The sequence below is a fragment of the Aquisalimonas sp. genome, assembly GCF_007120195.1.
Lineage (GTDB): Bacteria > Pseudomonadota > Gammaproteobacteria > Nitrococcales > Aquisalimonadaceae > Aquisalimonas.
In genome coordinates this window covers 1-26,243 of the sequence record NZ_SKOG01000019.1, presented here as the reverse complement: position 1 = coordinate 26,243, position 26,243 = coordinate 1, and the positions used below count along the sequence as shown (strand labels likewise).

Below are 26,243 nucleotides of genomic sequence, written 5' to 3'. Positions count from 1 at the left end.
GGATCGGCGCAGCGTAATGCACCGTTAAACGAACCGCACCAAGGGCGCACAGACGCAGCATGAGTCGTGCGCCTGCGGCGCTATGTCATCCACGGCGGATTACGCTGCGCTAATCCGCCCTACGTCTACGGCGTGTAGCCATGCCATGGCAACGCGGCCGGTCGAAGGGCGTAGGGGGCGTTAGCGACAGCGTAACGCACCGTTAAACCAAGCGCGCCAAGGGCGCACGGGCCCAGCTTGAGTCGTGCGTCTGCGGCAGCTGTGTCCTCAACTGTTGGCGGTTGCCGTGGAGCCGCTGCGCATGAGATCTCTTGGCAGCGAAAAGACGACATTCTCCTCGCGTCCCTTGAGTTCGCGGGGGCTGTCGATGCCCCAGCTGTTGAGCCGTTCGATGACCTCTTGCACCAGCACGTCAGGGACGGAAGCGCCAGACGTGACGCCGATCAGCTGATGGCCCTGCACCCACTCCTGCTGAAGATCTTCCACAGAGTCGATCTGGTAGGCGGGGATGCCCATGCGCTCACCCAACTCCCGCAGGCGCGTGGAGTTGGAGGAGTTTCTGGCGCCGATGACAATCAGCATGTCGGCCTGTTCAGCCAAATCCTTGACCGCATCCTGGCGGTTCTGCGTGGCATAGCAGATGTCGTCCTTGCGGGGGGCCTGAACCGCCGGGAAGCGGGCTTTCAGTGCCTCGATGATGCGGGCGGTATCGTCCATGGAGAGCGTGGTCTGGCTGACGAAGGCGAGTTCCTCGGGATTGCGGACGTCAAGCCGCTCGACATCCTCTGGCGTTTCCACCAGGTAGATGGCGCCACGCTCGGCGCCCTGGCCCACGTATTGGCCGATGGTTCCCTCGACTTCAGGATGGCCGTCGTGGCCGATTAGCACCACTTCCCGGCTGCGCCGCGCGTGCTTTTCCACTTCGAGGTGCACCTTGGTCACCAGCGGGCAGGTCGCGTCGAACACCCGCAGCCCGCGCCGGCCGGCCTCTTCCCGCACCGCCTGGGATACGCCGTGGGCGCTGAAGATGACCGTCGCACCGTCGGGCACCTCGTGGAGTTCCTCGACAAACACCGCCCCCTGCTCGCGCAGGCCATCGACGACGCGCCGGTTGTGAACCACCTCGTGGCGCACGTAGATGGGCGCGCCGAAGTTCTCCAGGGCGCGCTCGACAATGCCGATGGCCCGATCGACACCGGCGCAAAAGCCGCGCGGATTGGCCAGAAGGATGCGGGGCATAAGTGGTCTCACTGAAGCCGTTGGATGAGCCGCCATTGTAGCCCCTGCGGCGGCAGGAGCAAAACGGGCTGTCCCAGGTCAGCGGACAGGGCGCCACCCCTCGCCAGCAGGCGGCCTCTAGTGTCCCTGCTGCCTGCCGTCGAGGAAGAAGGCGTGTATCAGGATCAGCACCACACCGATGGTGATGGCGGAGTCGGCGACGTTGAAGATGGGATAGTGCCAGTCGCGCCAGTGCACGTGGATGAAATCGATCACATGCCCGTAAGCGATCCGGTCGATAACATTGCCGATGGCGCCACCAAGGATGAGCGACAGCCCCCAGGTTTGCCAGCGCTCCCAGGGCGGCAGACGGCGCAACCAGATAATGAGCCCCACGCTCACTGCGAGAGCAATCCCGGTGAACAGCCAGCGCTGCCAACCTCCGGCATCGCCCAGCAGGCTGAACGCCGCGCCGGGGTTATAGCTGAGGGTCAGGTTCAGCACCGGCAACAGCGCAACAGGCTGCAGGTAGTGCAGAAAATGGTCCGCCAGCAGCTTCGTCAGCTGATCAAGCGCGACGACCACAACCGCGACGGACACCCAAAGAGACGGCCACCGGCGCATGATGGACTATGCCACGCGGCGCTTTTCGCCATCGGCATCCACGTTCGCCACGCAGCGCCCGCACAGTTCGGGATGCTCGGGGTGTGACCCCACGTCCTCGCGGCGGTGCCAGCAGCGGGTGCATTTCTCGTGGGCCGACCGGACCGCAACGATGCCCAAGGCCCCGCCCCGATCCAGCTCCGCCCGGGCCGCCTGCACCGGGGTATTGGTCGCGGGGTGCAGCCGTGCCTCCGAGGTGATCAGCAGGAACCGCAGCTCATCGCCCAGGCGCTGCAACTGCTCCAGAAGCGCAGGCTCACAGTAGAGCTCGACCTCGGCGTCCAGGGAAGCACCAATGTGGTTGTCACCGCGCAGGGCTTCCAGCTCCCGGGCGACCGCGTCCCGCACGCCGGTGACCTGCTCCCAGAAGGGTCGGTCGAAACCATCGGCGCCGTCGAGGGCAACGAGCCCGTCGTACCACTCGGCGGTGAAAACGGTGCTGTCGCGATCGCCCGGCAAGTGCTGCCAGATTTCGTCGGCGGTGAAGCTCAGGATTGGCGTGATCCAGCGCACCAGGGCCTCGGCAATATGGTAAATGGCCGTCTGGCAGGACCGGCGGGCCAGGCTGTCGCCCGGCGTGGTGTATTGGCGGTCCTTGGTGACGTCCAGGTACAGGCTGCCCATATCCACGGCACAGAAATTATGGATGCGGTGGTAGATGCGGTGGAACTCGTACTGGTCATAGCAGCGGACGATCTCATCTTGCACCTGCAGCGCACGGTCCACCGCCCAGCGGTCGAAGGGCAGCATGCGCTCGGGGCTGACCTGATCGCTCGCCGGGTTGAAGCCGTGGAGATTGCCAAGCAGGAAGCGCGCCGTATTGCGGATGCGCCGGTAGGCATCCGCCGTGCGCTTGAGGATATCCTCGGAGACCGCCAGCTCGCCGCTGTAGTCGGACGACGAGACCCAGAGCCGCAGCACGTCGGCCCCGAGCTTGTTCATCACCTCCTGCGGGGCGATGACGTTGCCCAGGGATTTGGACATCTTGCGGCCGTCGGCATCGACGGTGAACCCGTGGGTGAGCACACCGCGGTACGGCGCATGGCCGCGGATGGCCGCCGAGGTCAGCAGGGAGGACTGGAACCAGCCACGGTGCTGGTCCGAGCCTTCCAGGTACAGATCTGCAGGTACGCGCAGCCGCTCGTCGCCTTCGAGCACGGTGGCGTGGGTGACACCGGAATCGAACCAGACGTCGAGGATATCGCGCACCTTCTCGTAATGCTGCGCCTCGGCGCCGAGCAGTTCGACGGGGTCCAGGTCGTACCAGGCGTCGATTCCGTCCGCATCCATGCGCTGGGCCACTGCTTCCATGAGGCGTGGTGTCCGCGGGTGCGGCTCGCCGGTGCGCTTGTCCACGAACAGTGCAATGGGAACACCCCAGTTGCGCTGCCGGGAGATGCACCAGTCCGGGCGGTTGCGCACCATCCCGTCGATGCGGCTCTGCCCCCAGGCCGGCATCCAGCGGACCTGGCTGATGGCCTCCAGGGCGGTCGCCCGCAGCCCGGCCCGCTCCAGGTTGATGAACCACTGGGGCGTGGCGCGGAACAAGATGGGGGTCTTGTGCCGCCAGCAGCATGGATAACTGTGCCGATAGCGCTCGTGGCCGAGAAGCGCTCCGCGCTCCTGCAGCAACGCCACGATGCTGCTGTTGGCATCGAAGGCGAACTCGCCGGCAAAGTGCGGCGTATCCGGCAGAAAACAGCCGTCGTCGCCCACCGGATTGACCACGTCCAGGCCGTAGGCCTGAGCCGCGACGTAGTCTTCCTGACCATGCCCGGGGGCCGTGTGGACGGCACCGGTACCGGCATCGGTGGTGACGTGATCGCCCAGGATGACGGGGACGTCCAACTCCAGGAACGGATGCCGCAGCGCCAGACGCTCCAGCGATGTGCCCGCGACACGCGCGAGTTCCTCGACCACCACCATGCCGTAGCGGCCCAAGGCTGTCTCCTCGAGCCCGTCCGCCAGCAGCAGCACTTCCCGCTCGCCGGCGTCCTCCACCAGCAGCAGGCGGTATTGGAGTTTGGGATGAAGGGCCACGGCCCGGTTTGCCGGCAACGTCCACGGGGTCGTCGTCCAGATGGGCACGGAAGCCCGCAAACCGGCCAGCGCCGCCGCCTCCACGCCGACGCGCCTGGCCAGATCATCGGTGTCCACAATGGTGAACCGGACATCAATCGCCGGCGAGGTGTGATCGTGGTACTCCACCTCCGCCTCGGCCAGGGCCGACCCGCAGTCGGCGCACCAGTGCACGGGCTTGAAGCCGCGAACCATGTGGCCTTCAGCCATGATGCGCGCGAGCGCCCGCAGGATGTTCGCCTCGGTGGCGTAGGCCATCGTCAGGTAGGGACGCTCCCAGTCGCCCAGCACACCGAGGCGCTTGAAGTCGCGGCGCTGGCGGTCAATCTGGCGCATCGCGAACGCCCGGCAGGCGTCTCGGAACGCGCGCAGGGAGATGCCCTCTCCCGCCTTGCCGATATCCTGCTCCACCTTCAGCTCAATGGGCAGGCCGTGGCAGTCCCAGCCGGGGACGTAGGGTGCGTCGTAGCCGTCCAGGGTACGGCTCTTGACGATGATATCCTTGAGAATCTTGTTGACGGCGTGACCGATGTGGATGTCACCGTTGGCATAGGGGGGGCCGTCATGCAGAATAAAGGTCTCACGCCCTGCCCGCGCCTTGCGGATGGTGCCGTAGAGGTCCATGGTTTCCCAGCGCTGCAGGGCATCGGGCTCGCGCTTCGCCAGATTCCCGCGCATGGGGAAATCGGTCTTCGGCAGGTTCAGGGTGTGTTTGTAGTCACTCACCGATCCACTCGCTCCTGGGTTCTAATCACGACTGCCAAACCCTGAAGTGTACCAGATCGCGTGCGGGTACGATTCAGTCATCCCTTGCCTCGGCAAGGACGCCGTTGCGCCGATACCAGAGCCGCGCGTACTCCACGTCGCGGGCGATTTGCACGCGCAGCGCCTCCAGGGACTGATAGCGTTCCTGGCCCCGCAGCCAGTCGCGGAATGTCACGGTGAGATGGCGCCCGTACAGGTTGCCGTTGAAATCAAGCAGGTACACCTCCAGAAGCGCGCGCTTGCCGTTAACCGTGGGGCGGTTGCCCATGCTGGCGATACCGGGTCGCGGCCCGTCGCCAATGTCGACGTCCGCCACGAGGATGCCGCTCATGGGGGGGTGGCGGCGCAGTCGGATGTTCGCTGTCGGGAAGCCGAGCTGACGCCCGATCCGGTCTCCATGGATCACGCGCCCCGAGAGCTCATAGGGGTGGCCCAGCAGGCGCTCCGCGCCCGGGAGATCGCCCCGGCGCAGCGCTTCGCGCACGCGGGTACTGCTGGCCCGCGCGCCGTCGAGCTCGAACGTGGGGGTGCGCTCCAGCTCGAACCCGTATTTGTCGGTCGCCTCCTGCAGCGTGGTGAAATCGCCGGCGCGACGATGACCGAAGCGAAAGTCGTCACCGACAATAAGAAACTGCACGCCAAGTCGGCGTACGAGCAAATCCTCGATGAACGTCTGCGGTGCCATGCTGGAGATCGAGGGACGAAACGGCAGGCAAAGAAAGCGGTTCACGCCCGCCGCTTCCAGAGCACGGGCCTTATCCCGCAGGGGCGTGATCCGCGCCGGCGCCTCGTCCGGGCGAAAGACCTCCAGGGGGTGGGGCTCGAAGCTCATCACCAGCGTCGGCAGGCCCAGCCGAGCGCCGGCTTCGCGCAGGCGGCGCAGGATGCACTGGTGGCCCAGGTGCACGCCGTCGAAGTTGCCGATCGTCGCCACGCAGCCCCGGTGACGCGGCTTCAAGTTGTGCTGCCCGCGAATCAGTTCCATACCAGTCCAGTTCCGTGAGAGGCCGTGGCTAACACTTCGCCGTTGCAGGCTCGCGCAGGGTGCTTGGCCGCAGCCCGAGTAATAGCAGGCTTCCCCCGTAGAGCACCACCCCCAGTGTGACCCACCCGGCCAACGCTGATGCCCGCTCCAGCGCCGTGCCATCGATCCATGCCTGGAGATCCGCCACAGCCAAGGCGAGGACCCCGCCCATCACCACCGTGGCTGCGACCACCTGCCCGAGCAATCGCGTCCACCCCGGACCGGGCTTGTAGACACCCCGGCGGCGCAGGCCGACGAACAGCATCCCGGCGTTCAGGGTGGCGGCAATGCCTGTGGCCATGGCCAGGGCCGCATGGCCGACGCCCGTGTCGATGAGAAGCAGTACGGCCGTGACGCTGAGTACCATGTTACAAACCATGCTCGTGGCAGCGTACTTGACCGGTGTTCTCATGTCCTGGCGGGCGAAATACCCCGGCGAGAGTACTTTCACCAGCATGAACCCATACAGCCCGAGGGCATAGGCCATGACGCTCCAGGACGCGGAGCGGGTATCCGCGGCGGTGAACGCGCCATGCTGGAAGAGCGTCGCCAGGATCGGCCCGCCCATCACCACCAGCCCCACCATGGCCGGGGTCGCGATCAGCACGCCCCAGCGCAGGGCCCAGTCCAGTGTGCGCGAGAATTGCTCCGGGGAACGCGAGGCATGCTCACCGGACAAGCGCGGCAGGATCACGGTTCCCAGGGCGACCCCGAACACGCCCAGGGGAAACTCCATCAGGCGGTCGGAGTAATACAGCCAGCTGACGCTGCCGGTGATCAGGAACGACGCCAGGATGGTATCCACCAGCAGATTGATCTGCGCCACGGAGGAGCCAAACAACGCCGGCAGCATGAGCCGCATGATGCGACGCACGCCGGAGTCACGCCAGTTAGGCCGCGGCAGCGCGAGCATGCCCACGGCCCGCAGGTAGGGCAGCATGAGCAGCAGTTGCAAAATCCCGGCGATAAACACACCCCAGGCCAGGGCCCGGATGGGCTCATCGAACCAGTCTGCCCACCACCAGGCGCTGGCGATGAGAACAAGGTTGAGCAACACCGGCGCAATCGCGGGGGGGCCGAAGCGGCCGTACGTGTTGAGTACCCCCTGGGCGCAGGCCACCAGGGAGATGAACAGCAGGTAAGGGAAAGTGATGCGCAGCATATCGGCGGCCATGGCGAACTTGTCAGGCTCGTCCATGAAGCCGGGCGCGAACAGCACCACCAGGTAGTCTGCGCCGAGTACAGCCAGCACCGTCAGCGCGAGCAGGATCAGCAGCAGCGTGCCGGAGGCCCGCCCCACCAGGGTGCGCACCGCCGCCGCGTCGCGCTGCGTCTTGTACTCCGAGAGCACGGGGACGAACGCCTGGGAGAACGCGCCCTCGGCGAACAGCCGGCGCATGAAGTTGGGGATCTTGAAGGCGACGAAAAAGGCGTCGGTCGCCGCGCTGGAACCGAACACATTGGCAATAACCACGTCCCGTGCAAGTCCCAGGACGCGGGAGACCATGGTCAACGCGCCAAAGATGGCCGTTGAGCGGAACAGGCTCATGCACCGATCTCCCCAGCTCGCGTGGCGACGCCAGACCGCCGGCGACCCGGTCTGTGTCCACGCAGCAGCGTCGTTCTGGTTGCCATGCCCGGGTTGCCCGCGGACGATTTGCTGCCGTCGAAAGCCGGGGATGATAGCAGTCAGCCGGCGCGCGATGGGGCGCCGCGCGCGGCAGGTTGACAGGCGCCGCCGGAATCCGCATATTACGTGCCCTTTCCGGACCTTGCTGAAGACCCTCAGGAGTTCAACCTTGGCCAACTCGCCACAAGCACGCAAACGTGCCATCCAGAACGAAGCCAGGCGTCTGCATAACAAGTCGCGCCGTTCCATGATGCGCACGAAGATCAAGCGGGTCATTAAAGCCATTAAGGCGGGCGACAAGCAGGGCGCGCAGGCTGCCTACCAAGCCGCAGTGCCCGTGATCGACCGGATGGCCACCAAGGGCATCGTTCACAAGAACAAGGCGGCGCGGCATAAGAGCCGCCTGAATGCGCATATCCGCGCGCTGGGCTGAATGTGCCTGCCACGGCTTGAGGCGCCGCTGTTCCCGACCGGGTTCGGCGGCGTTTGCGTTGGCTTGGGAAAGCATCTGCCGGGCAGCGAGGCCAATTCACAGCAACACGAGATTGTCCCGGTGGATCAGCTCCGGCTCATCCACGTAGCCAAGCAGCGTCTCGATCCGGTCGCTGGGATAACCTTTGATCAGGCTCGCCTCGTTCGCGTTGTAGTTCACCAGCCCGCGCGCCACCTCCCGCCCGTCTGGCGCCAGACAGCTGACGATCTCCCCTCGGGAAAAGCGCCCCTCCACAGCGGTCACCCCCACCGGCAGCAGGCTGCGGCCTGAACCGCGCAGAACGCGCACCGCACCGGCGTCCAGATAAAGCCGTCCACGGGCGGTCATCTGGCTTGCAAGCCATTGCTTGCGCGCACCGAGCGGCTCCTGCGCGGGACGGAGATAGGTACCCACCTGAGCGTGGCTGCGAACCTGATCCAGCACGCCGGCCTCCCGGCCGGACGCGATCACCGTCGCCGCCCCCGAGCGCGCCGCACGCGCCGCAGCGCGCACTTTGCTCAACATGCCGCCACGGCCATATGCCCCGGCACGACCACCGCACAGGCGCTCAAGCTCCGGATCCCCGGCATCGGCCAGGGGAATCAGGCGAGCTTCAGGGTGCTGCCTCGGGTCGCAATCAAACAGGCCCGCCTGGTCGGTGAGAATCACCAATAGATCCGCCTCCACCAGATTGGCCACCAGCGCCGCAAGCGTGTCGTTGTCGCTGAAGCGAAACTCGTCGGTCGCCACAGTGTCGTTTTCGTTCACCACCGGAATCACGCCCAATTCCAGCAGCGTGCGCAAAGTCGTTCTGGCGTTGAGGTAACGCTGCCGGTCGCTGAGATCGTCGTGGGTCAGCAGCACCTGGGCGGTATGCAGGCCGTACTTCTGGAACTCCGCCTCATAGGCATGGACAAGGCCCATTTGCCCCACCGCCGCGGCCGCCTGTAACTTGTAGAGTTCCCGCGGGCGCATCAACCACTGCAGCCGCTGCATGCCTTCCGCCACAGCACCGGAGGACACCAGGGTCACCTGGATACCCGCCTTGCGCAGAGCTGCAAGCTCTTCCACCCAGCCGGCGATGCGGGCGTGATCCAGGCCACGCCCCTCGTTGGTCACGAGGGCACTCCCCACCTTGACCACCCACTTACGCGACGTGGTTCGGTCGGGGCCTGAACTGTGGCGCTCTGGGCTCATGCGGTGCCCTCATTCGCCTCTTCCGCCAGGCGCTCCAGGCGCGTCATGACATCCTGGCAGAGTCTGCGGGTGCCCTCACCGCTGAGCCCGGAAATGGCGTAGACCGGCCCCGTCCAGCCCATGGCCTCGACGAGCGCCTGAGCCCAGGGCTCGCGCTCTTCTGCGGGCAGAAGGTCAAGCTTGTTGAGGATCAGCCAGCGCTCCGTCGCCGCGAGTTGCGGGCTGAACCGCGCCAGTTCCTGGGCGACGCTCGCCACATCCTCCACCGGATCCTGCTGCGGATCAGCGGGCACGGCATCGACCAGGTGCAGCAACAGCCTGTTGCGGCTCAGGTGCTTGAGAAAACGAACCCCCAGCCCGGCGCCCTCGGCGGCACCGTCGATCAGCCCCGGGATATCCGCGACCACGAAGCTCTGGTCGGCACCGACGCGGACCACCCCGAGGTTGGGATGCAGCGTGGTAAATGGGTAATCGGCGACCCGGGGTCGCGCGGCGGAGACCGCGCGAATGAATGTCGACTTGCCGGCATTGGGCATCCCCAGCAGACCAACATCAGCCAGCACCTGCAGCTCCAGATCCAGATCCCGCTGCTCGCCAGGCTTGCCCGAGGTGGCCTGACGGGGGGCCCGGTTGGTGGAACTCTTGAAGTGGATGTTCCCCAGCCCACCCCGACCGCCCTTGGCGACGAGTAGCCGCTCGCCGTGGCGCGTCAGGTCACCGAGCTGCTCCCCGGTTTCGCGATTGTGAACCACGGTGCCGGTGGGCACGAGGATGGTGATATCACGGCCGCTGCGCCCGGTGCGCTGACTGCCCATGCCGTTCTCGCCGCGTTCAGCGCGAAAGCGGCGCTCATGGCGAAAGTCGGCCAGGGTGTTCAAGCCTTCATCCGCCTGCAGCCAGACACTGCCGCCCGCCCCGCCATCACCACCGTCCGGACCGCCGTAGGGAATGAACTTCTCGCGCCGGAAGCTGGCGGAGCCGTCACCGCCGTTACCGGCAGCGACATGGATGGTGACTTCATCGAGGAATTTCATGGAGAACGTCGCTCAGCCTTGGCCAACGAGCGAATTATGAACGCAAAATCCCAGCGCCTGGGAACAAAAAACCCCGTGCGAGGACGGGGTTTTCGGCGCGCCGCGTCGTCGCGCTCAGTGGCTACGCACGCTCACAAACTGGCGCATGCGCGGCCCCTTGCGCTCGAACACCACCTTGCCGCCCGCCTTGGCGAACAGCGTGTGATCCCGGCCGACCCCGACGCCTTCGCCAGCGTGGAAACGCGTGCCGCGCTGGCGCACAAGAATGTTGCCCGGCACGACCTCCTGGCCGCCGAAGCGCTTTACACCCAGGCGTTTCGACTCGGAATCCCGGCCGTTGCGCGTGCTACCGCCTGCCTTTTTGTGTGCCATGACTTGCTCCTGGTAATCAGCCTGCGGAAATGCCTGTGATTTTGACTTCGGTGTACGGCTGGCGGTGTCCTTTCATGCGCCGATAGTTCTGGCGGCGCTTGAATTTCACGATCCGCACTTTATCGCCCTTGCCGGTTTCAACCACCTCGGCATTGACCTTGCCGCCGTCGAGCACCGGGGCGCCGATCTTGACATCGTCCCCGTCCGAGACGAGCAGCACCTGGTCAAACTCAATGGCCGCACCCTGCTCGGCGTCGAGCTTCTCGACACGCAGGATATCCCCTTCCGAGACTCGGTACTGCTTGCCTCCGGTTTTGATCACGGCGTACATGGTCCGTTCACTCTCCGTTGCTTGATTTCGCATTACACAGACGCGCATTGAGAAGGCGCGAGAGCATAGCGCCTGCATGAGCGCAGGTCAATCGAAGCCGTCACTTGACACCCTCCGGGGGCGCACCTACTGTAAGGCCCCGCATCGCGCCGCCAGAGCGCGGCCCCCCATGAGCCCGGCTTGCCGGATGGCCCACGCAGTTCGCCCGCAGACGCCCATGACCATTGAAGAGATCCGCTTACTCCTGGCGGACGACATGTCCGCTGTGGACCGGCTGATTCAGGCGCGACTGCGCTCGGACGTGGCCCTAATTAACCAGCTTAGCGCCTATATTATCAATAGTGGCGGCAAACGCCTGCGCCCGCTGCAGTTGCTGCTCTCCGCGCGCGCGTGCGGTTATGAAGGTCAGGCGCACCTGGAGATGGCTGCGGTGGTGGAATTCATTCATACCGCAACGCTCCTGCATGACGATGTCGTGGACTCATCGGCGAAGCGCCGCGGCCAGGCGACCGCCAACGAACTCTGGGGCAATCAGGCGAGCGTGCTGGTGGGGGATTTTCTTTACTCCCGGGCCTTCGAGATGATGGTGGCCGTTGGCAGCATGCCGGTCATGGAGATCATGGCGCGCACGACGAACACCATCGCTGAAGGCGAGGTCATGCAGCTCCTGAACGTGCACGAGCCCGATACCACCGAGACGAGCTACCTTCACGTCATCTACTGCAAGACAGCGACGCTATTCGAGGCCGCTGCACAACTTGGCGGGGTGCTGGCGGAGCAGCCGAACCAGGTCAACCAAGCCCTGGCCGAGTACGGTCGCCAGCTGGGAACAGCGTTTCAGCTGGTCGACGACGCTCTGGATTACACCGGGGACGCCGGGGCAACGGGCAAGAACGTCGGCGATGACCTGGCCGAGGGCAAACCCACCATGCCCCTGATTCACGCCATGCGCCACGGATCGCCATCGCAGGCGGAGACGATCCGCAGGGCGATTGTACAGGGTGGCCGCAGGGACATCGACGCGGTACTGGACGCGATTGAGACCACCGGCGCGATCGCCTACACGCGCGGGCTCGCCGAACAGGCAGTGGACAAGGCCATCGCCAGTCTCACGTATCTACCGGAATCATCGTACCGCAACGCCATGGAAAACCTCGCCCGCTTCAGCGTGGAGCGGGATTACTGACGCGGCGGCCCCTTCCTCGTGCCCATCGCGTGGCAACGCTGGCCGCTCTGGTCGACACCCCCGCGAGGCTTTGCTAACGTCCGGGCATGCGCCCGGGCCTGTGCGACTCAAGCGCGCCCCTTCACCGGAGTCGAAGTGAATGGCGACTATGCCGTGGGACACCACCGTCAATGGCAATCGCGCCGGTTCGACCAATCCCTTGCTGGGGGTGAACAACCTGGTCCTGGATTTCGGCGGTTTGCGCGCCTTGGACGGGGCATCACTCAACGTCGGGCGCGGGACGATTACGGGCCTGATCGGCCCGAACGGTGCGGGTAAGACGACCCTGTTCAACGTCATCACCGGATACCTGGAACCGAGAGCCGGGCGCGTGTTCCTTGACGGCGAGGACATCACCGCCTTGCCGCCGCACCGGATCTTCGAGCGCGGACTCTGCCGGACCTTTCAGATCCCGCGGGAGCATGGAAGCATGTCTGTGCTTGAAAATTTGATGCTGGTGCCCCGGCAACAGGCTGGCGAATCCTTCTTCGCGAGCCTGTTGCGGCCAGGTCGTGTGCGCGCACAGGAACAAGCGCTCCGGGCAGACGCTGAAAGGGTCCTGGAGATGCTCGAGCTGTCGCATCTCGCCCATGAATACGCCCGCAACCTCTCCGGCGGCCAGAAGAAACTGCTTGAGCTCGCGCGTACACTGATGGCAAATCCGAAGCTGGTTCTGCTCGACGAACCGGGGGCGGGCGTCAATCCGACCCTGATGGACCGCCTGCGGGAGAACATCGAACGGCTCAACGCCGAGCACGGGATCACCTTCCTGATCATTGAACATGACATGGACCTGGTCATGCGTTTGTGCAATCCCGTGATCGTGATGAGCGAGGGCCGCTATCTGATGGAGGGTCCCCCGGAGGCGGTGCGAACCGACGCGCGGGTTCTGGAGGCCTACCTCGGAGGCCAGCATGCCGCTACTGAAAGCTGAGGGGGTGACCGCGGGCTACGGCGACATGGAAATTCTCCGCGATGTTGATCTGGAGGTCGGTGCGGCGGAGATCGTCTCATTAATCGGACCGAACGGGGCGGGAAAATCGACCCTCATGAAGACCATTTTCGGCCTTCTGACTCCGAAGTCCGGCACAATCACGTATCGTGACAAGCCCATCCACGGACGCAAGCCCCACGAGATTGTCACGCTCGGTTTGTGCTATGTGCCCCAGGTCGCCAATGTCTTCGTTACCCTGACGGTCGAGGAAAACCTGGATATGGGGGGCTACCTGCTCACCGCGCGCGAGATCCCGGAACGCCGCGAACGAGTCTACGAGTTCTTCCCCAAGCTGCGGGAACGCCGGCGGCAACGCGCTGGCAAGATGTCCGGCGGCGAACGGCAAATGGTGGCCATGGGGAGCGCCTTGATGCTGCAGCCGGATCTGCTGTTGCTCGACGAGCCTTCAGCCGGTCTATCGCCGAAACTGGTCGACGAGATCTTCGCGAACATCCTCCGCATAAACGCCGCCGGACCGGCTGTTCTCATGGTCGAGCAAAACGCGAAAAAATCGCTCGAGGTGGCAGACCGGGGCTACGTGCTGGCAAGCGGCGAGAACCGGTTCGATGGCACGGGGCAGGAACTCCTGAAGGATCCCGACGTGGCTCGCCTGTACCTGGGGGGGTAAACGATGTCCGTACCCGAATCGAGCGGTAAGGGGCCGCAGCTGCCCGCTGATCAGCGCCGCGTCGGCGAACATGTGCGCGCGGTCATCCGCACGCGCGGGTTCCTGATCGGCCTTCTCGCGGTGGTCCTGGCGGGGATGTACGTGGCGGGCCTGATGTCCGGGGCCAGCGCGCAACGCCTTCTGTCGCTGACCATGTGGGGCCTGATGCTGGGCGGCGTGATCGCCCTGGGCAGTATCGGCCTGTCACTCGTCTATGGTGTGATGAAATTTCCCAATTTCTCGCACGGGGCCCTGGTGACTCTGGGGGCTTACGTCGCGCTCTCGATGATGGCGCTACTGCCCCAAGGGGAACCGCTACGACCATTCTCCTTCGGCTATGAGTTCCTCGTGGCGCTGCTTATCGCGATGCCGGTGGTCGGTGCGGTCGCGGTCGGTATCGACCGCGTGGTCTATCGGCGTCTGCGGCGAGCGGGAGCCCATCTCGTACTGTTCGCCATGGCCTCACTGGCGATGGCGTTTTTCGTACGTAGCATGATTTACCTGATTTGGGGGCCGGACTTCCATTTCTACTTTCCCGGTCGAGCGAATCCTGCCCTCTACCTGCCGTTCGGGGTGCGCATCCGCGCCGACCAGCTGTTTATTCTCGTTCTCGGCTTCGTTTTGGTCGGCGCCGTGTACTGCCTCCTCGAATGGACCCGCATGGGCAAGGCGATGCGCGCCAGCGCAGACAACCCCGACCTCGCGCAGGTGCGCGGCATCAATACGGAGCGCGTCATTGCCTGGACCTGGATGCTCGGGGGCGGCCTCGCCGCGGCCGGCGGCGTCATGTATGGCCTGAGCTCGCAGCTCCGCCCGGAGATGGGATTCTGGCTCCTGCTGCCGATGTTCGCTGCCACTATCATGGGTGGCATCGGTAATCCCTACGGGGCTTTCGTTGCAGCGCTCATCATCGGCGTTGCCCACCAGGTGTCGACGTCATTCCTGAATCCGACATATGGTCCCGCGGTGGCGTTCGTACTCATGGTGGTGACGCTGCTCATCCGCCCGCAGGGGCTGTTCGGCCGTACAGAGGGGTGAACCATGTCCCAGGTGGTATTCCTCAAGGGTCTGATGCTGGGCGTGGCGCTGGCGTTCATCCTCCCCATCCTGTGGCCGCCCGGGGTTCGATGGCGGCTCCCGGGCGGGATTATTCTCGGTCTCGCTGTCGGCCTCGGCATTGCAGCCAGCGTTCCCCCCGGTTATCTGTCCTATTTCATCGGCTTCATGACCATGGCGAGCATCTACGCGATTCTCAGCCTTGGTTTGAATACGCAGTGGGGTTACGCGGGGCACCTGAACTTCGGTATCGCGGGCTTTTTCGCGATCGGCGCGTTCACCTCGGCTTTGTTTACCATTGAGGCGCCAACCGGTCTGGCGGCCCAGTACACCCAGGTTCTGTTTGGGCTTGAGTTGCCTTTCCTCGTGGGCGTGCTCGCCGCGGCGGTGGTATCCGGGGTGGTTGCGTTAATCATTGCCGCACCGGTGCTGCGGCTACGCTTGGACTTCCTTGCCATCGCGACCATCGGCGTGGCGGAGATTATCCGGCTCATCTTCCAGAACGAACGCTGGCTCGCCAACGGGCCCCAGCCCCTGCGTGGCATTCCCCAACCGGGCAGGTGCCTGTTCGAGACCCGCCACTGCGATTGGGTACCCGAGTCGATGGTATGGATCATCGAACCTCTGAGCACGCGCGACTATACCGCGTTCTATCTGATGATCGTCGCAGGCTTTCTGGCCTTGATCTACGTGGTCATCGAGCGCACCTGCCGCTCGCCCTGGGGCCGGAAACTGCGCGCGGTGCGTGACGAGGAGACCTCGGCGGCCATGAACGGCAAGAATGTCACCTTCGCGCGCATTCAGGCATTCGTGGTCGGTGCCGTGATCATGGGCATCGCCGGCGCGCTTTATGCGCACTACACGGTCGCCATCGATTACAGCCACTTCCACGCGCTGTTCGCCACATTCCTTGTCTGGATCATGCTCATGCTCGGGGGCAGCGGAAACCACCGTGGCGCCATCGTGGGCGCGATCCTGGTCTGGGGTGTCTGGGCCGGGACGGCATTCCTCGCCAACGCGCTGGAACCGGCGCTGGCCGCAATCCACTCGGACCTACCCGGGCGCGCCCAATACGTGCGCTGGCTGCTGGTCTCGCTGCTGCTGGCGGCTGTGGTCCTGTTCCGGCCTCAGGGCCTGCTCAAGGAGGAGATGCGGGTGTCCGCCTACCTGCGGGGCCCGGCCGGACGCTGACACACGCAGTGCCAGCAGGCCGCCTCGCCACAACCCTCAGCCCGCTGGCAAAAGCGAAGCCCTCAATTCAGGGCTTCGCTTCACTGGGGTCATATGACGCCCCCCAGTGCAACAAGGCTGACACAACGCCCTATTCGTCCGGAATCTCCTCGGGGGAGCGGATCTGGATCGTTTCGCTGGCGCCGTCCGTGTACTGCCAGATGGCGATGGGCGTCAGCACGTCGCCATTGTCGTCGAAATCGACCGGGCCGGCCGCCCCACTGTATTGGACCTCTTCACCGTCCATGATCGCCTCGATGCCCGCGATGATGCTGTCATAGTCTCCGGCCGTAACCGTCAGCCCGGGCGGATTGGAGACGTCACGCAGCCGGTCACGTAGCACCGGCCCGGTGATATCGTCCGCATTGTCGTACCCGTCCGCATAGGCCTTGACCGCCGCCAGGCCGATGGCGATCGCCGCATCATAGGCCGACTCGGTGAAAGGCGGGATGCGGTCGTGCCCGAACTCCTCCCTGAACTGCTCGGAGAAGTTCTGGAAGCCCTCGAGGTCCGGATCCTGCCCCGGTGCGGTGCCGATAACGCCCTCGACGGCATCGGCACCCAGCGCCTCGACGACCTCGTCGGCACGATTACCGTCGACGAACTGCCAGGTCTCCTGGTCAAAGATATCGCGCGCCTCGGACAGGAAGGTCGCGGTATGGGCCGGGTAGCTCGCAGCGAACAGCATATCCGGGTCATCTTGCAACGCCGAGGCGAGCTGCGAAGTATAGGTTGGCTGGACTTCTTCCGGATGCGGAACCTGTGCGTGAACCACCCCCCCGCGGAGCTGGAACGAACGGGCAAACGCGTTCGACAGCCCCTGGCCGTACGGGTTGTTAATGAAGATGGTCGCAACGGTGTCGAACTGATAGTCATCGATAATCTCGCCGGCCGCCAGCTGGGCCGCAACTACGCCCTGTAGCGCATCCGACGCCGTAGTCCGGAACAGCAGGTCGGCGTCACGGTCCTCCGGCAGAACGGAGATCAGTGGCGATGTCGACCCGTTGGAGACTTGCAGAACCTCCGAAGGTATAGTCACGGACGTCGCGACCGCCACTGTCACACCGCTGGACCAACCGCCGATAATCGCCGGCACGCCGTGCACCTCGACCAGTCCCCGCGCCGCCTCGATCGCGGGGCTCGGGAGGGACGCGCTGTCCTCAGAGACATGATTGCCGATAATGGCGCCACCGAGCACCTCCTCGGTGGCAGCATTGATGTGCTGAATGCCAAGCTGAGCGCCATCGCGGTAGTATTCGCCGAACTCGGCGCCCGAACCGGTGAACGGTGCGATTTGGCCAAGCGTGATCGACGGCGGTTCTGCCATCGCACCAGTCGAAGCCATACTCAACGCCAGAGCTGTCAGCCCCGCCACACCGGCACGAGGTGTCGATGAACTTACACGTTTGCTCTCCGTCATGACTGCGATCCCCCTTCGGCAACACCACTGTTTGCTGGAGTCGATCGATCCTGTTTTTGCTTCGCACTCGGCACTTCCCAATGCCTCAGCTATCACCGTAGCACAAATGCCTTTGATGCTAGCCTGGCGGGGGACTGCTCGCAATTTGCGACCAGCGCAATCGCCTGCAACGGGGCAGATCTGCAGTGTCAGTTGTGTTCGCTGAGGGCGGCCTCAAGCGCCGCCAGGCCCTCGTCGGCTTCCTCGCGGGTCAGCGTCATCGGCGGCGCGATGCGCAGGACATTGTTGTGCAAGCCGCCCTTACCAATGAGAACCCCTCGCGTCTTCGCCGCCTCGAGCACACGGCCGGCCGCCCCCGGGTCGGGTTCGCGTGTTTCCGGGCGCACAAGCTCGATGCCCATCATCAGTCCCTTGCCGCGGATCTCGCCGACCGCGGGCCAAGCGGCCGATCGCTCGCACAGCGCCCGCATCATGTAACCACCGATTCGCAAAGCATTGCCCTGGAGATCGTGCTGGATGAGGTAGCGCAGATTGGCAAGGGCGCCGGCGCACGACAGCGGGTTGCCGCCGAATGTCGAAATGGAGTTGGCGGTGATGCCGTCCATCAGGTCGCCGCGGGCCACGACCCCGGCAAGCGTCAGGCCGTTGCCGATGCCCTTCGCGAACGTCAGCGCATCCGGGGTAACCGCGTGCGCCTGCACACCCCAAAAGTGTTCGCCGGTGCGCCCCCAGCCGGTCTGCACCTCATCGGTGATGTAGAGGATGCCGTGCGCGTCCAGCACCTCCTTCATCGCACCGAACAGGCCGTCCGGCGGGGTCGCAAACCCGCCGAGGCCCTGGATCGGCTCGGCAATGAAGCAGGCCACATCACCCGCCGTCTGGGTGGCGATCACGTCGCGAAGGTCTTCCACACAGGCCTCGATGTAGGCGTTATCGTCGAGGAGTCGGTACGGCGAGCGGTAACGGTACCCGCCATGGACGTACTTGACATCGACAGGTGAAAGCGCCGACGCGGACCAGCCCCGGTTACCCGTAATCGCCATGGTGGCAAACGACCGCCCATGGTAGCTGTTGCGCAATGCCAGCACCTGGTGGGAACGGCGCTCGGTGCACGCCAGTAGCAGCGCGAACTCGTTGGCCTCGCTCCCCGAGGTGGTGAAAAACACCTTGGCATCGTCCATCGGCGCCAGCCGGGCGATTTCCTCGGCAAGCTCGACCTGGGACTCGATCAGGTAGACCGTGGAGGTATGCAGAATGCGCTCGGCCTGGCGCTGGACCGCCTCCACCACCTCCGGCAGCGCATGCGCGGTCATCGTCGTCAGGATGCCCCCGAACAGGTCAAGGTACTCGCGGCCCTCCGCATCGACCACCCGGCGCCCATTGCCCCGCACCAGTTCAATGGGTTCGCCGTAGTACAACGACAGCCACTGTGGGAGAACCCGTCGGTGCCGCGCCAGCAAATCGGCATGCCTCGCCATGGTTCGCTCCATCCATCCTGGTTTCAGGTCTCGTCCCCCGGCGTACGCCGGGAGAGATCCGGGAATGCGGCCGCGACCGCCGGGTGCACGATGGCGCCTTGGTCGACGTTGCGCGCTCCCGCGAGTTCCGGCGACTCTTCGGCAGTCCCGGCTCGCCCGGAGCAGACATCGTCGGCCAGACGAAGCACGGTCGGCGCCACCGCGGCGGACAGCGCCGCCGACGCGGTGCGAGGGAACTGCCCGGGCACATTGGTCACGCAGTAATGCATCACGCCATGCGCGACGTAGCTCGGCTCGGTGAGGGACGTCGGCCGCGCCGTACCCACACAGCCACCCTGATCGATCGCCAGATCGACAATGGCCGATCCCGGGCGCATGGATGCCACCATGTCCTCGCTGACGACGGTGGGAGCGCGGGCGCCGGCAACCAACGCCGCGCCAATGACAAGATCGGCCTCGCCCACGCGTTCACCGACCAGCGACGGTTCGCTGGCCTGCGTTGCGTCGACGGCGCCGCTGCACTTGCGATCGAATAAGCGGTGGAGGTCGATGTCGATCCCGGTGACGTGGGCATCCAGCCCTCGGCAACCACGGGCCGCCATGGTGCCGGCGACACCGAGCCCGACGACCACCACACGGGCGGGCGGGACTCCGGCTGCACCCCCCAGCAGCGTCCCGGAGCCACCTCCGGCTGAAGACAGTAGCCCCGCACCCAGGATCGGCGCAGCACGCCCCGCAATCTCGGACATGGGTGCGAGGAGCGGCAGACCACCCTGGGAGTCGGTCAGTGTCTCGAAGGCGTAGGCCCGTATCCCCGAGCCCAGCAGGGCGGCGGTCAAATCCGATTCCGCCGCAAGGTGCAAAAACGCGATCAGCGTCAGATCCTTGCGCAAGTAAGTGTACTCTGCCGGCTGGGGCTCCTTGACCTTCACCACCAGGTCAGCGCCCCACACATGCGATGCATCGCCGGTGATGCGGGCACCTGCCAGTTCGTATTCGGCGTCGGGGAACCCGGCCCGTTCACCAGCACCAGCCTGCAACACAACCCGGTGACCCCGCGTTCTCAGGGTGTGCACCGCCGCCGGGGTTAAGGGGACACGCCCCTCGTGGTTCTTGATCTCGACCGGCACCCCGATGGTTGCACCACCCATGATCGTTCATGCCTCCGGTCTTCCACTGCGCTGATCGGCTTGCCTCCCCTTTGGGAAGGCGTTGAAGGCAGTATGTGGCTGCCTCGCCGGGACCGTCAAACGGCGGCCACGACTATCGCCGCGGTACCGCCATAATGAACGGCGGGCGCTCAAGGGGCTTGAGCGCCAATACCCCACACAGCCCGAGCGCCAATTGAAAGCACTGGTGCAATCGCCTATAATCGCGCCCCGCGCAACGCCGGCAGCGGCGCAACACATCGCCGGTTCCGGGGGCGCCGCCGGAGGCGCCACAGTCATGGCCGATGGGACGTCCCGCTCCATCGGCCAGCGCTTACGGATGGCGCGCGCGTGGCACACATATCGGGGTGTAGCTCAGTCTGGTAGAGCACTGCCTTCGGGAGGCAGGGGTCGTAGGTTCAAATCCTGCCACCCCGACCATACAGGTCAAGGGCTTACGGGGTTTCTCGTAGGCCTTTTTTGGTTGCGGTGACAGCAAGCCTTGACACGCCTGCCCATGCGCTCTTCCCTGGCAAGCCGGCGTCGGCGTGCACGACCACAAGCGCGGGTCCGCAAAGCCCGTGGCAGTCCTCAATGCCAACGCCTGGACCGGGGCACTGCACCATACCCTCATCGAGCGGCCCGCAACCTCATGACCGCTGGCAGGGCTCCACGCCACGTGGAGTTCCGCCACAGGCTGTGCCGAATCGAGGTGGGCCAGAACCAGGCGGCCGCGCTGACGGACGGATAAAACCCGCCGGCCGTTTCCAAGACGAGCGTATGGCCCATGGGGCGTTCATCGTCGACGCCATACTGCCCACCACTGCGGAATGCCCCGCGCAAGGCCCTCACCATCCACCCATCTCCACCTGACGATCCCCGAACAACACCTACGGCAACCCGCGAGACGCGAGCACGCCGCCTCCAGGGCGAACGCAAAAAATGTGACGCGGCCCGCTGAATCGGGACGCCCCAGCTCGGTAATGTCCCCTGAGTCCAGTGCCAACCGCACGCTCGGCAAGCGCACAACACCACAAGACGACGGGGGCAATAATGGCAGAAACGGCGACCAAGTCGGGCGTGGCACTCCGGCTGGCATTGGCCTGCCTGCTTACAGCGGGCGCTGCCCTGGCCGGCCCAAATGACAACAGTGTCGATTTCCGGCTCCTGGAACTTGACAGCCACTACGTGAAATGGGGCGGGCACACCCTCGGCACGGGCGCTGAGATCACCTACGCCGTGGCGAACGAGACCATGCGCTTTGAGGACACCCGCAACTGCGGCAAGCTGGCACCTCTGGATAAGCTCGCGGCACGCTCGAACATTGCGTGGGCGACTTTGGAGGACGAGATGAAGGCCGCCTTCCGCGCTTGGGAGGCGGTTGCCGATCTCACGTTCACCGCCATGGAGGACCCGACACATGCGAATATCGTCATTGGCGCCCAGGTCCACCCCACCGGCCGCGCCTTCGCCAATGTCACGTACGCGCCCGGCAGCAAGAACGGAGTCAAGGTCATTGACCAGGCGCTGGTGTGCCTGAATCCTGAGCAACCCTGGAAGGTGGGCTTCGACGGCAATACCGACGTCTACGATATCCGCTACACGCTCGTCCACGAAATCGGGCATACCATCGGTCTCGATCATCCGGGCCCGTCCGGTGAGGTCATGTCATTCCGCTACGAGGAAGCATTCCGCGATCTCCAACCCGGCGATATTCGTGGCGTGACTAAGCTCTACGGCGCACGCACGGGTCGCGTGGCCCAGCATTGATGTCTTGAGCAATCGGCGCGATCGCGCGAGGTCTCTCTCTCAACAACCGTCCGCGCCTGGGGGACGGCCGCCAAGCATATGCCTGTGCCCGTTCTCCAGCTCCTGTGTGTGCCGGTGCACTGACCCTCTCCCCCATTGCAACCAGACTGCAGCCGGAGGAATAGCGCCAAGGAAAGCCCAAAGTTCGCGTCATGAGGGTAGTCGCACTCAGTAGCGACTGGACCAGCGAGGTGGTGCATGTCCGCGACGTCCAATGCCACCCCGGAAGATCAGTACGTGGCGAACCCGAACATCGTGGAACGGTGGGCGGCGGCCTATCTGCAAGCCCATGGTGCCTCTCGGGATTCGCACCTGCACGCACTGGACTCCGACGAGTTCCGGGCATTGAGGCGACTTGAACGCAGCACCATGAGCTGGGCGGCTGCTGCCGGCGCCCTCTCCGGTGGCATCATTGGTGGCCTGGAGCTATTGGTCTTCCGGGGCCTGCTGAACGGCGTGGATGCCGCGGCCTGGGAGGACCAATGGCCCTACTGGGCGGCATTCCTCGCGATCGCTGGCGTGATCAGCGTGGTGGAAATCGGCTATCTGTACTGGAACGTCCTGCGTTCCGTCGGAAAACTGAGCCGCATTACCGGCGCTTCTCTTGAGGGGGGGCCCTACGCCACCCTGACTTTGCGCGGGTTGACGCGCACGGCACTGGAGGTGCCAAACCCGCGAAGCCGGGTCTACGGAATCGATCCCTACGCGCTCGTGCCCCGCTGGAAATTCGTGGCTCAGAACATCTTCTATCGCATGAAGGTCGGACTGAGCAGCTTTATTCTGCGGGTGCTGTTCCGCCACGTCCTGGCACGCACGGCCTTGCGCGGCTTCATTCCCCTCTTGACCGGGCCGCTTTACGCCGTCTGGAACGTGTGGATTACCCGGCGCATCATGCGGCACGCCCGGGAGCAAGCGCTGGGGCCATTCACCGTGGAGGACCTGGTCCGGGAAGTTGTCACGCAACGACCCCACCTGGGTCCGCGTGCGCGCCGGGCCATTGTCCAGGGTGTCGGGGAGCTGATGGTACGCAACCAGGATGCGCACCCGAATTACGTCTATTTGTTGGCCCGTCTCATGGAGGCGCTGGCGATGCCTGACCGGACCATCGATCTCGATTGGGCCGAACGTCGCCGGGACTTGCCGCACCTCACCGCGCCCGAGCGGCTAACCCTGTTGAGGACGCTCGCTGTCGCCAGCGTTCTCGGCGGAAAACTGCGCAAAGGCCAACTGGAACTCCTCCAGGAAGCCTACTCAACGCTTGGCATGAGCTTGCAGAGGTCGCTGGTGAAAGAGTTGCGCTCGCGGTTGATGAGCGGGCAGCGCATCACCGCCGATGACGTGCGGTTGGCGGCCCCTGCCTGACCCCTGCGACGGCGAGGGTCGCGGTCTCCCCCAGTCCGCGGCAATTCTCTTGTGCCGATTGTCTGTCGGCGATCCGTCGCGCTCGTGATACCGGCAACGGCGGGCAGCCAGCCATGACACCGGTTCAGGAAGCCCGCAGCCGCGGGCATGACGCCGACAGGGGGGTGCTTAAAGGTCCACATCTGGAACTGCTGGCAGGTCGCCCGCCATCTTGCAAGGCCCGATTCGCTTTATTAAATTCATGGTTTTTGCCAAAGGAAAGAGGTGATTGCATGCAACACTTCGTCCCCACACCTCCCCAGGGAATCACGGACTTGGTCCGCACCCCCCACAGCAAGGCCCAGACGATCGTTCTTGCCCCGCAAGAACAGGTTGGCGGCCCGGATAATCGTCTCTCCGGCGCGGATCGCTGGATCTACGTGTTGAGTGGCATTGGGCGCTGCGCGGTGAACGACGAGGCGGTCGACCTAGTCGCCGGCGTGGTTGTACTGGTGGAAGCCGGTGAGCCCCTCACGTTGAAAAACAATGGGGACGAGGCCTTGGACCTGCTCGTCATTTTTTCCAGCGGCGACGGCTAAGTGGACAGCATCACGGTGTGCGTCCCGCCGGATCAACCTCGATGGATTGGCAAGGGTCGGAGGGCAAAATGCAGTCGCTGTCGCATCCCACCGGCGTCTTTCACAAGGTGCCGGGCTCAGGGATGAAGGGATGAAAGGCCCCCTGCACCGATGGCCGGGGCCTGCGCGGTCGTGTCCTTGCATATTGATGGGCTGGTTACTGGTGCGTTTTTCCGTGCCCTATCCCCCCAGAAGCTCGGATAGGCGTCTACACTTGGAGGTGTCCCACCGGTAAAGACGTTGGGACACCAGCACATCGATGTTTGCGACAACGACACAACTTCAAATGAACACACGGTAGGAGGCCACCATGCCAAACAGCATTTACAGGGTGATCGACATTATCGGCAGCAGCGAGACATCTTGGGAAGAAGCGGTGCGTAATACGATCGGAGTCGCCACGGAGAGTGTCAAACATCCACGCGTTGCCGAAGTGAAAGAAATGGACGCCACTATTGACGAAAACGGGAAGATTACGGCCTTCAGGGTCAAGGTTAGCTTCTCCTTCAAATACGAAAAGTAGCTCAGCAGGCTGGGCGCGCGCTCTTGGGTGCCGGATCAACTCCGGCGGGCTGCTCGGCGTCAAGGGGTTTGCTGCGCCTGGCGGCTGATTCCCCTGTCGCAGGAGCCAAGCCTGCAAGGCGAGGTGCAGAGACTCCTGGGATTAGCGCGGCCGCCGGGCACGACCATAAGGGCACCCTCCCGGAAACCGCGAGGGTGCAGTGCTGACGGATAGCGCCGTATCACGGACCACTGAGGCGGGGATCGCAACGCATTTTGATTGTATCTTGCACGTGCGTCTAACGAATGGACCTTCAGGAGCGCCTCCATGGATGAATCCACCCCAACTTCGCCTCCCCAATCCGTAGACCTGGACATTCCTCTGGAGCGGGATATCTTTCTGCGACGCCTGGTCCGGGAACTCTCCGGCATGCTGGAAGAGGTCGTCGGCCTTGAGGAGGCCGAGGGGTTCATCTCGGTGGTCGGGCAGCGCATCGGCGAATGGCTCGACCCTGCTTACCGTGAAGCATACGGCGTCGATACCCTGGATTTGGAACAACTGGCAGCGGTGCTGGTGGACCTGAAACGCCGCATCAACGGAGACTTCTCGATTGAAGAGTGCACGCCCGAGCGAATTGTCCTCGTCAATCGCGCCTGCCCGTTCGGCGATATGGTGATTGGCCGAACGTCGCTGTGCCAAATGACGTCGTCGGTATTTGGGACGATTGCCGCGGAGAATCAGGGCTATGCCCGGGTCAGGATCGTTGAGGCCATCGCCCGTGGTGACCGCGGTTGCCGAGTGGTCGTGCACCTCCGTCCCGAGGCAGCAGGCGAAGAAGGCGATGTTGGCGAGTTTTTCCGGAGCCTGCGCCCTTGACCCTCCCCAGGGAGCTGAAAGACTTCACCGCCAGCCTCTCTGAGCCAGTGATTTTCGTGAGCGACGAGGGGATTGTGCGGTGGGTCAACGGCTCAGCGCAGGGGCTGCTTGCAGGTGACTGCGGCCGGCTGGCGGGAACCGCGCTTCAGCTTTTGGTCGACGACCCGGTCGAGCATGTTAACGCGTTCCTCCGCTTGTGCTTCAGGACCCGGCGCCCGGTGCCGGGGAGACTGCGCTGGCGAGTTCGTGCGCCGAGTCAACCGCCGCGCGAGCGGTGTACCGGCGTCTTGATCCCCGGCAGCGAGGTTTCCGGACCGAGTCTTGTTTGTATCCGCATCTTACCCTTGAGCCATGGCTCGATCGCGTCGTTCGAGCTGCTGAACAAGAAGATCGGAAACCTGAACAACGCCCTGAGGGCGCTTGCGGAGAGCCAGAAACTACTCCAGCAGGAGCGGGACAGCGCCGTCGTCACGCTCTACAGTATTGGCGATGCGGTCATCACGACGGATGCCGACGGACGCGTCCAGCGCCTCAACCCCGTCGCGGCACGGCTGACGGGGTGGAACGAGAATGAGGCGGTCGGTCGGCAGCTCAGCGAGGTGTTCCATATTGTCAACGAGGACACCCGTGAGCCGGCGGATGATCTTGTGCGTCAATGCCTGCGTGAGGGCCGTATCGTCGGGCTTGCCAATCACACACTCTTGATCGCTCGCGATGGCACCGAGTACGGGATTGAAGACTCGGCCGCGCCGATTCCCCGCGATGACGACACGTTTTCCGGCGCCGTGCTCGTCTTCCGAGATGTCACCGCGCAACGTCTGGCGAACCAACAGCTCCAGTTCCTGGCGCAACGTGATCCGCTGACCACGCTCTACAATCGGCGTTCTTTCGAGCAGCACCTCGATGCCGCCTACCATCGCGCCTCCCGCGGCGCTGAGCGGCATGCGCTGATCTACATCGATTTGGATCAGTTCAAGCTGGTCAATGACACGGCCGGGCACCAGGTCGGCGATCAGCTGCTGGTCGCCGTCGCGCGCTATCTCCATGGTCGTGTGCGCGCTGGCGATGTGCTGG

At 64.5% G+C, this 26,243-nt stretch carries 24 protein-coding genes and 1 tRNA gene; 13 read left to right on the top strand and 12 right to left on the bottom strand.

Translation table 11 applies throughout. The features are described from left to right. Positions 1 to 267: 267 nt before the first annotated feature. The 5 genes from ispH to murJ all read right to left on the bottom strand — a co-directional run bounded on the left by ispH (position 268) and on the right by murJ (position 7,298). Positions 268 to 1,239, bottom strand: coding sequence for a 4-hydroxy-3-methylbut-2-enyl diphosphate reductase (ispH, locus tag QZT63_RS02340; RefSeq protein WP_290648248.1), 972 nt, complete (start codon positions 1,237 to 1,239; stop codon positions 268 to 270). A gap of 117 nt (positions 1,240 to 1,356) precedes the next feature. Continuing rightward, a complete protein-coding gene (gene lspA / locus QZT63_RS02335) occupies positions 1,357 to 1,842 on the bottom strand; it encodes a signal peptidase II (protein ID WP_290648247.1) in 486 nt (161 codons plus the stop codon). Between the two features lie 6 nt (positions 1,843 to 1,848). Beyond that, positions 1,849 to 4,686 (bottom strand): isoleucine--tRNA ligase, encoded by a 2,838-nt coding sequence (gene ileS / locus QZT63_RS02330; protein WP_290648246.1) that lies wholly within the window; start codon positions 4,684 to 4,686, stop codon positions 1,849 to 1,851. Between the two features lie 73 nt (positions 4,687 to 4,759). Next, positions 4,760 to 5,710 carry a bifunctional riboflavin kinase/FAD synthetase gene (gene ribF / locus QZT63_RS02325; protein ID WP_290648245.1) on the bottom strand — a complete coding sequence of 317 codons (951 nt, stop codon included), beginning with the start codon at positions 5,708 to 5,710 and terminating at the stop codon, positions 4,760 to 4,762. A 28-nt stretch (positions 5,711 to 5,738) separates the two neighbouring features. Then, on the bottom strand, positions 5,739 to 7,298 hold the full coding sequence (gene murJ, locus QZT63_RS02320; protein WP_290648243.1) for a murein biosynthesis integral membrane protein MurJ: 1,560 nt from the start codon (positions 7,296 to 7,298) through the stop codon (positions 5,739 to 5,741). Between the two features lie 250 nt (positions 7,299 to 7,548). Between murJ and rpsT the strand changes: the two genes are divergently transcribed. Further along, positions 7,549 to 7,812, top strand: a complete 264-nt coding sequence (rpsT, locus tag QZT63_RS02315) for a 30S ribosomal protein S20 (protein ID WP_290648241.1) — start codon at positions 7,549 to 7,551, stop codon at positions 7,810 to 7,812. 96 nt (positions 7,813 to 7,908) lie between these two features. Here the strand turns inward: rpsT and proB are convergent, their stop codons facing one another. The 4 genes from proB to rplU form a co-directional block, all read right to left on the bottom strand. Beyond that, positions 7,909 to 9,048, bottom strand: coding sequence for a glutamate 5-kinase (proB, locus tag QZT63_RS02310; RefSeq protein ID WP_290648239.1), 1,140 nt, complete (start codon positions 9,046 to 9,048; stop codon positions 7,909 to 7,911). After that, positions 9,045 to 10,082, bottom strand: coding sequence for an Obg family GTPase CgtA (cgtA, locus tag QZT63_RS02305; protein ID WP_290648237.1), 1,038 nt, complete (start codon positions 10,080 to 10,082; stop codon positions 9,045 to 9,047). The genes proB and cgtA overlap by 4 nt, the downstream gene beginning before the upstream one ends. A 114-nt stretch (positions 10,083 to 10,196) precedes the next feature. Continuing rightward, on the bottom strand, positions 10,197 to 10,454 hold the full coding sequence (gene rpmA, locus QZT63_RS02300; protein ID WP_290648234.1) for a 50S ribosomal protein L27: 258 nt from the start codon (positions 10,452 to 10,454) through the stop codon (positions 10,197 to 10,199). A 16-nt stretch (positions 10,455 to 10,470) separates the two neighbouring features. Further along, positions 10,471 to 10,785: a 50S ribosomal protein L21 gene (gene rplU, locus QZT63_RS02295; protein ID WP_290648232.1), complete on the bottom strand. Its 315-nt coding sequence runs from the start codon at positions 10,783 to 10,785 to the stop codon at positions 10,471 to 10,473. A gap of 217 nt (positions 10,786 to 11,002) precedes the next feature. On the opposite strand from rplU, the gene ispB reads away from it, so the two are divergent. From ispB to QZT63_RS02270, 5 genes are all read left to right on the top strand, one after another. Continuing rightward, positions 11,003 to 11,971: an octaprenyl diphosphate synthase gene (ispB, locus tag QZT63_RS02290; protein WP_290648230.1), complete on the top strand. Its 969-nt coding sequence runs from the start codon at positions 11,003 to 11,005 to the stop codon at positions 11,969 to 11,971. Positions 11,972 to 12,110: 139 nt separating this feature from the next. Then, entirely contained in the window at positions 12,111 to 12,944 is an 834-nt protein-coding gene (locus tag QZT63_RS02285) for an ABC transporter ATP-binding protein (RefSeq protein WP_290648228.1), read from the top strand. Next, positions 12,925 to 13,632, top strand: coding sequence for an ABC transporter ATP-binding protein (locus QZT63_RS02280; RefSeq protein ID WP_290648226.1), 708 nt, complete (start codon positions 12,925 to 12,927; stop codon positions 13,630 to 13,632). The genes QZT63_RS02285 and QZT63_RS02280 overlap by 20 nt, the downstream gene beginning before the upstream one ends. Positions 13,633 to 13,635: 3 nt before the next feature. After that, complete coding sequence (locus QZT63_RS02275; RefSeq protein WP_290648224.1) at positions 13,636 to 14,709, top strand: branched-chain amino acid ABC transporter permease; 1,074 nt, start codon at positions 13,636 to 13,638, stop codon at positions 14,707 to 14,709. Between the two features lie 3 nt (positions 14,710 to 14,712). Next, positions 14,713 to 15,918: a branched-chain amino acid ABC transporter permease gene (locus QZT63_RS02270; protein ID WP_290648222.1), complete on the top strand. Its 1,206-nt coding sequence runs from the start codon at positions 14,713 to 14,715 to the stop codon at positions 15,916 to 15,918. A 130-nt stretch (positions 15,919 to 16,048) separates the two neighbouring features. On the opposite strand, the gene QZT63_RS02265 is transcribed toward QZT63_RS02270, so the two are convergent. The 3 genes from QZT63_RS02265 to QZT63_RS02255 form a co-directional block, all read right to left on the bottom strand. Further along, positions 16,049 to 17,458: an ABC transporter substrate-binding protein gene (locus tag QZT63_RS02265; protein ID WP_290648220.1), complete on the bottom strand. Its 1,410-nt coding sequence runs from the start codon at positions 17,456 to 17,458 to the stop codon at positions 16,049 to 16,051. A 107-nt stretch (positions 17,459 to 17,565) separates the two neighbouring features. Continuing rightward, positions 17,566 to 18,855, bottom strand: coding sequence for an aspartate aminotransferase family protein (locus QZT63_RS02260; RefSeq protein ID WP_290648218.1), 1,290 nt, complete (start codon positions 18,853 to 18,855; stop codon positions 17,566 to 17,568). A 23-nt stretch (positions 18,856 to 18,878) separates the two neighbouring features. Further along, positions 18,879 to 20,006, bottom strand: a complete 1,128-nt coding sequence (locus QZT63_RS02255) for an alanine dehydrogenase (RefSeq protein WP_290648216.1) — start codon at positions 20,004 to 20,006, stop codon at positions 18,879 to 18,881. A 361-nt stretch (positions 20,007 to 20,367) separates the two neighbouring features. On the opposite strand from QZT63_RS02255, the gene QZT63_RS02250 reads away from it, so the two are divergent. From QZT63_RS02250 to QZT63_RS02220, 7 genes are all read left to right on the top strand, one after another. After that, positions 20,368 to 20,444 (top strand) — tRNA-Pro (locus QZT63_RS02250). 612 nt (positions 20,445 to 21,056) lie between these two features. Next, entirely contained in the window at positions 21,057 to 21,773 is a 717-nt protein-coding gene (locus tag QZT63_RS02245; protein WP_290648214.1) for a matrixin family metalloprotease, read from the top strand. Between the two features lie 237 nt (positions 21,774 to 22,010). Further along, positions 22,011 to 23,174, top strand: coding sequence for a hypothetical protein (locus QZT63_RS02240; protein ID WP_290648212.1), 1,164 nt, complete (start codon positions 22,011 to 22,013; stop codon positions 23,172 to 23,174). Positions 23,175 to 23,446: 272 nt separating this feature from the next. Further along, positions 23,447 to 23,752, top strand: a complete 306-nt coding sequence (locus QZT63_RS02235; protein ID WP_290648210.1) for a cupin domain-containing protein — start codon at positions 23,447 to 23,449, stop codon at positions 23,750 to 23,752. A 349-nt stretch (positions 23,753 to 24,101) separates the two neighbouring features. Then, positions 24,102 to 24,314, top strand: coding sequence for a dodecin family protein (locus QZT63_RS02230; RefSeq protein ID WP_290648208.1), 213 nt, complete (start codon positions 24,102 to 24,104; stop codon positions 24,312 to 24,314). A 306-nt stretch (positions 24,315 to 24,620) separates the two neighbouring features. Beyond that, positions 24,621 to 25,169, top strand: a complete 549-nt coding sequence (locus QZT63_RS02225; RefSeq protein ID WP_290648206.1) for a methanogen output domain 1-containing protein — start codon at positions 24,621 to 24,623, stop codon at positions 25,167 to 25,169. Next, positions 25,166 to 26,243: diguanylate cyclase (locus tag QZT63_RS02220; protein ID WP_290648204.1), on the top strand; the 1,078-nt coding region annotated here is incomplete at its 3' end. The genes QZT63_RS02225 and QZT63_RS02220, both read left to right, overlap by 4 nt.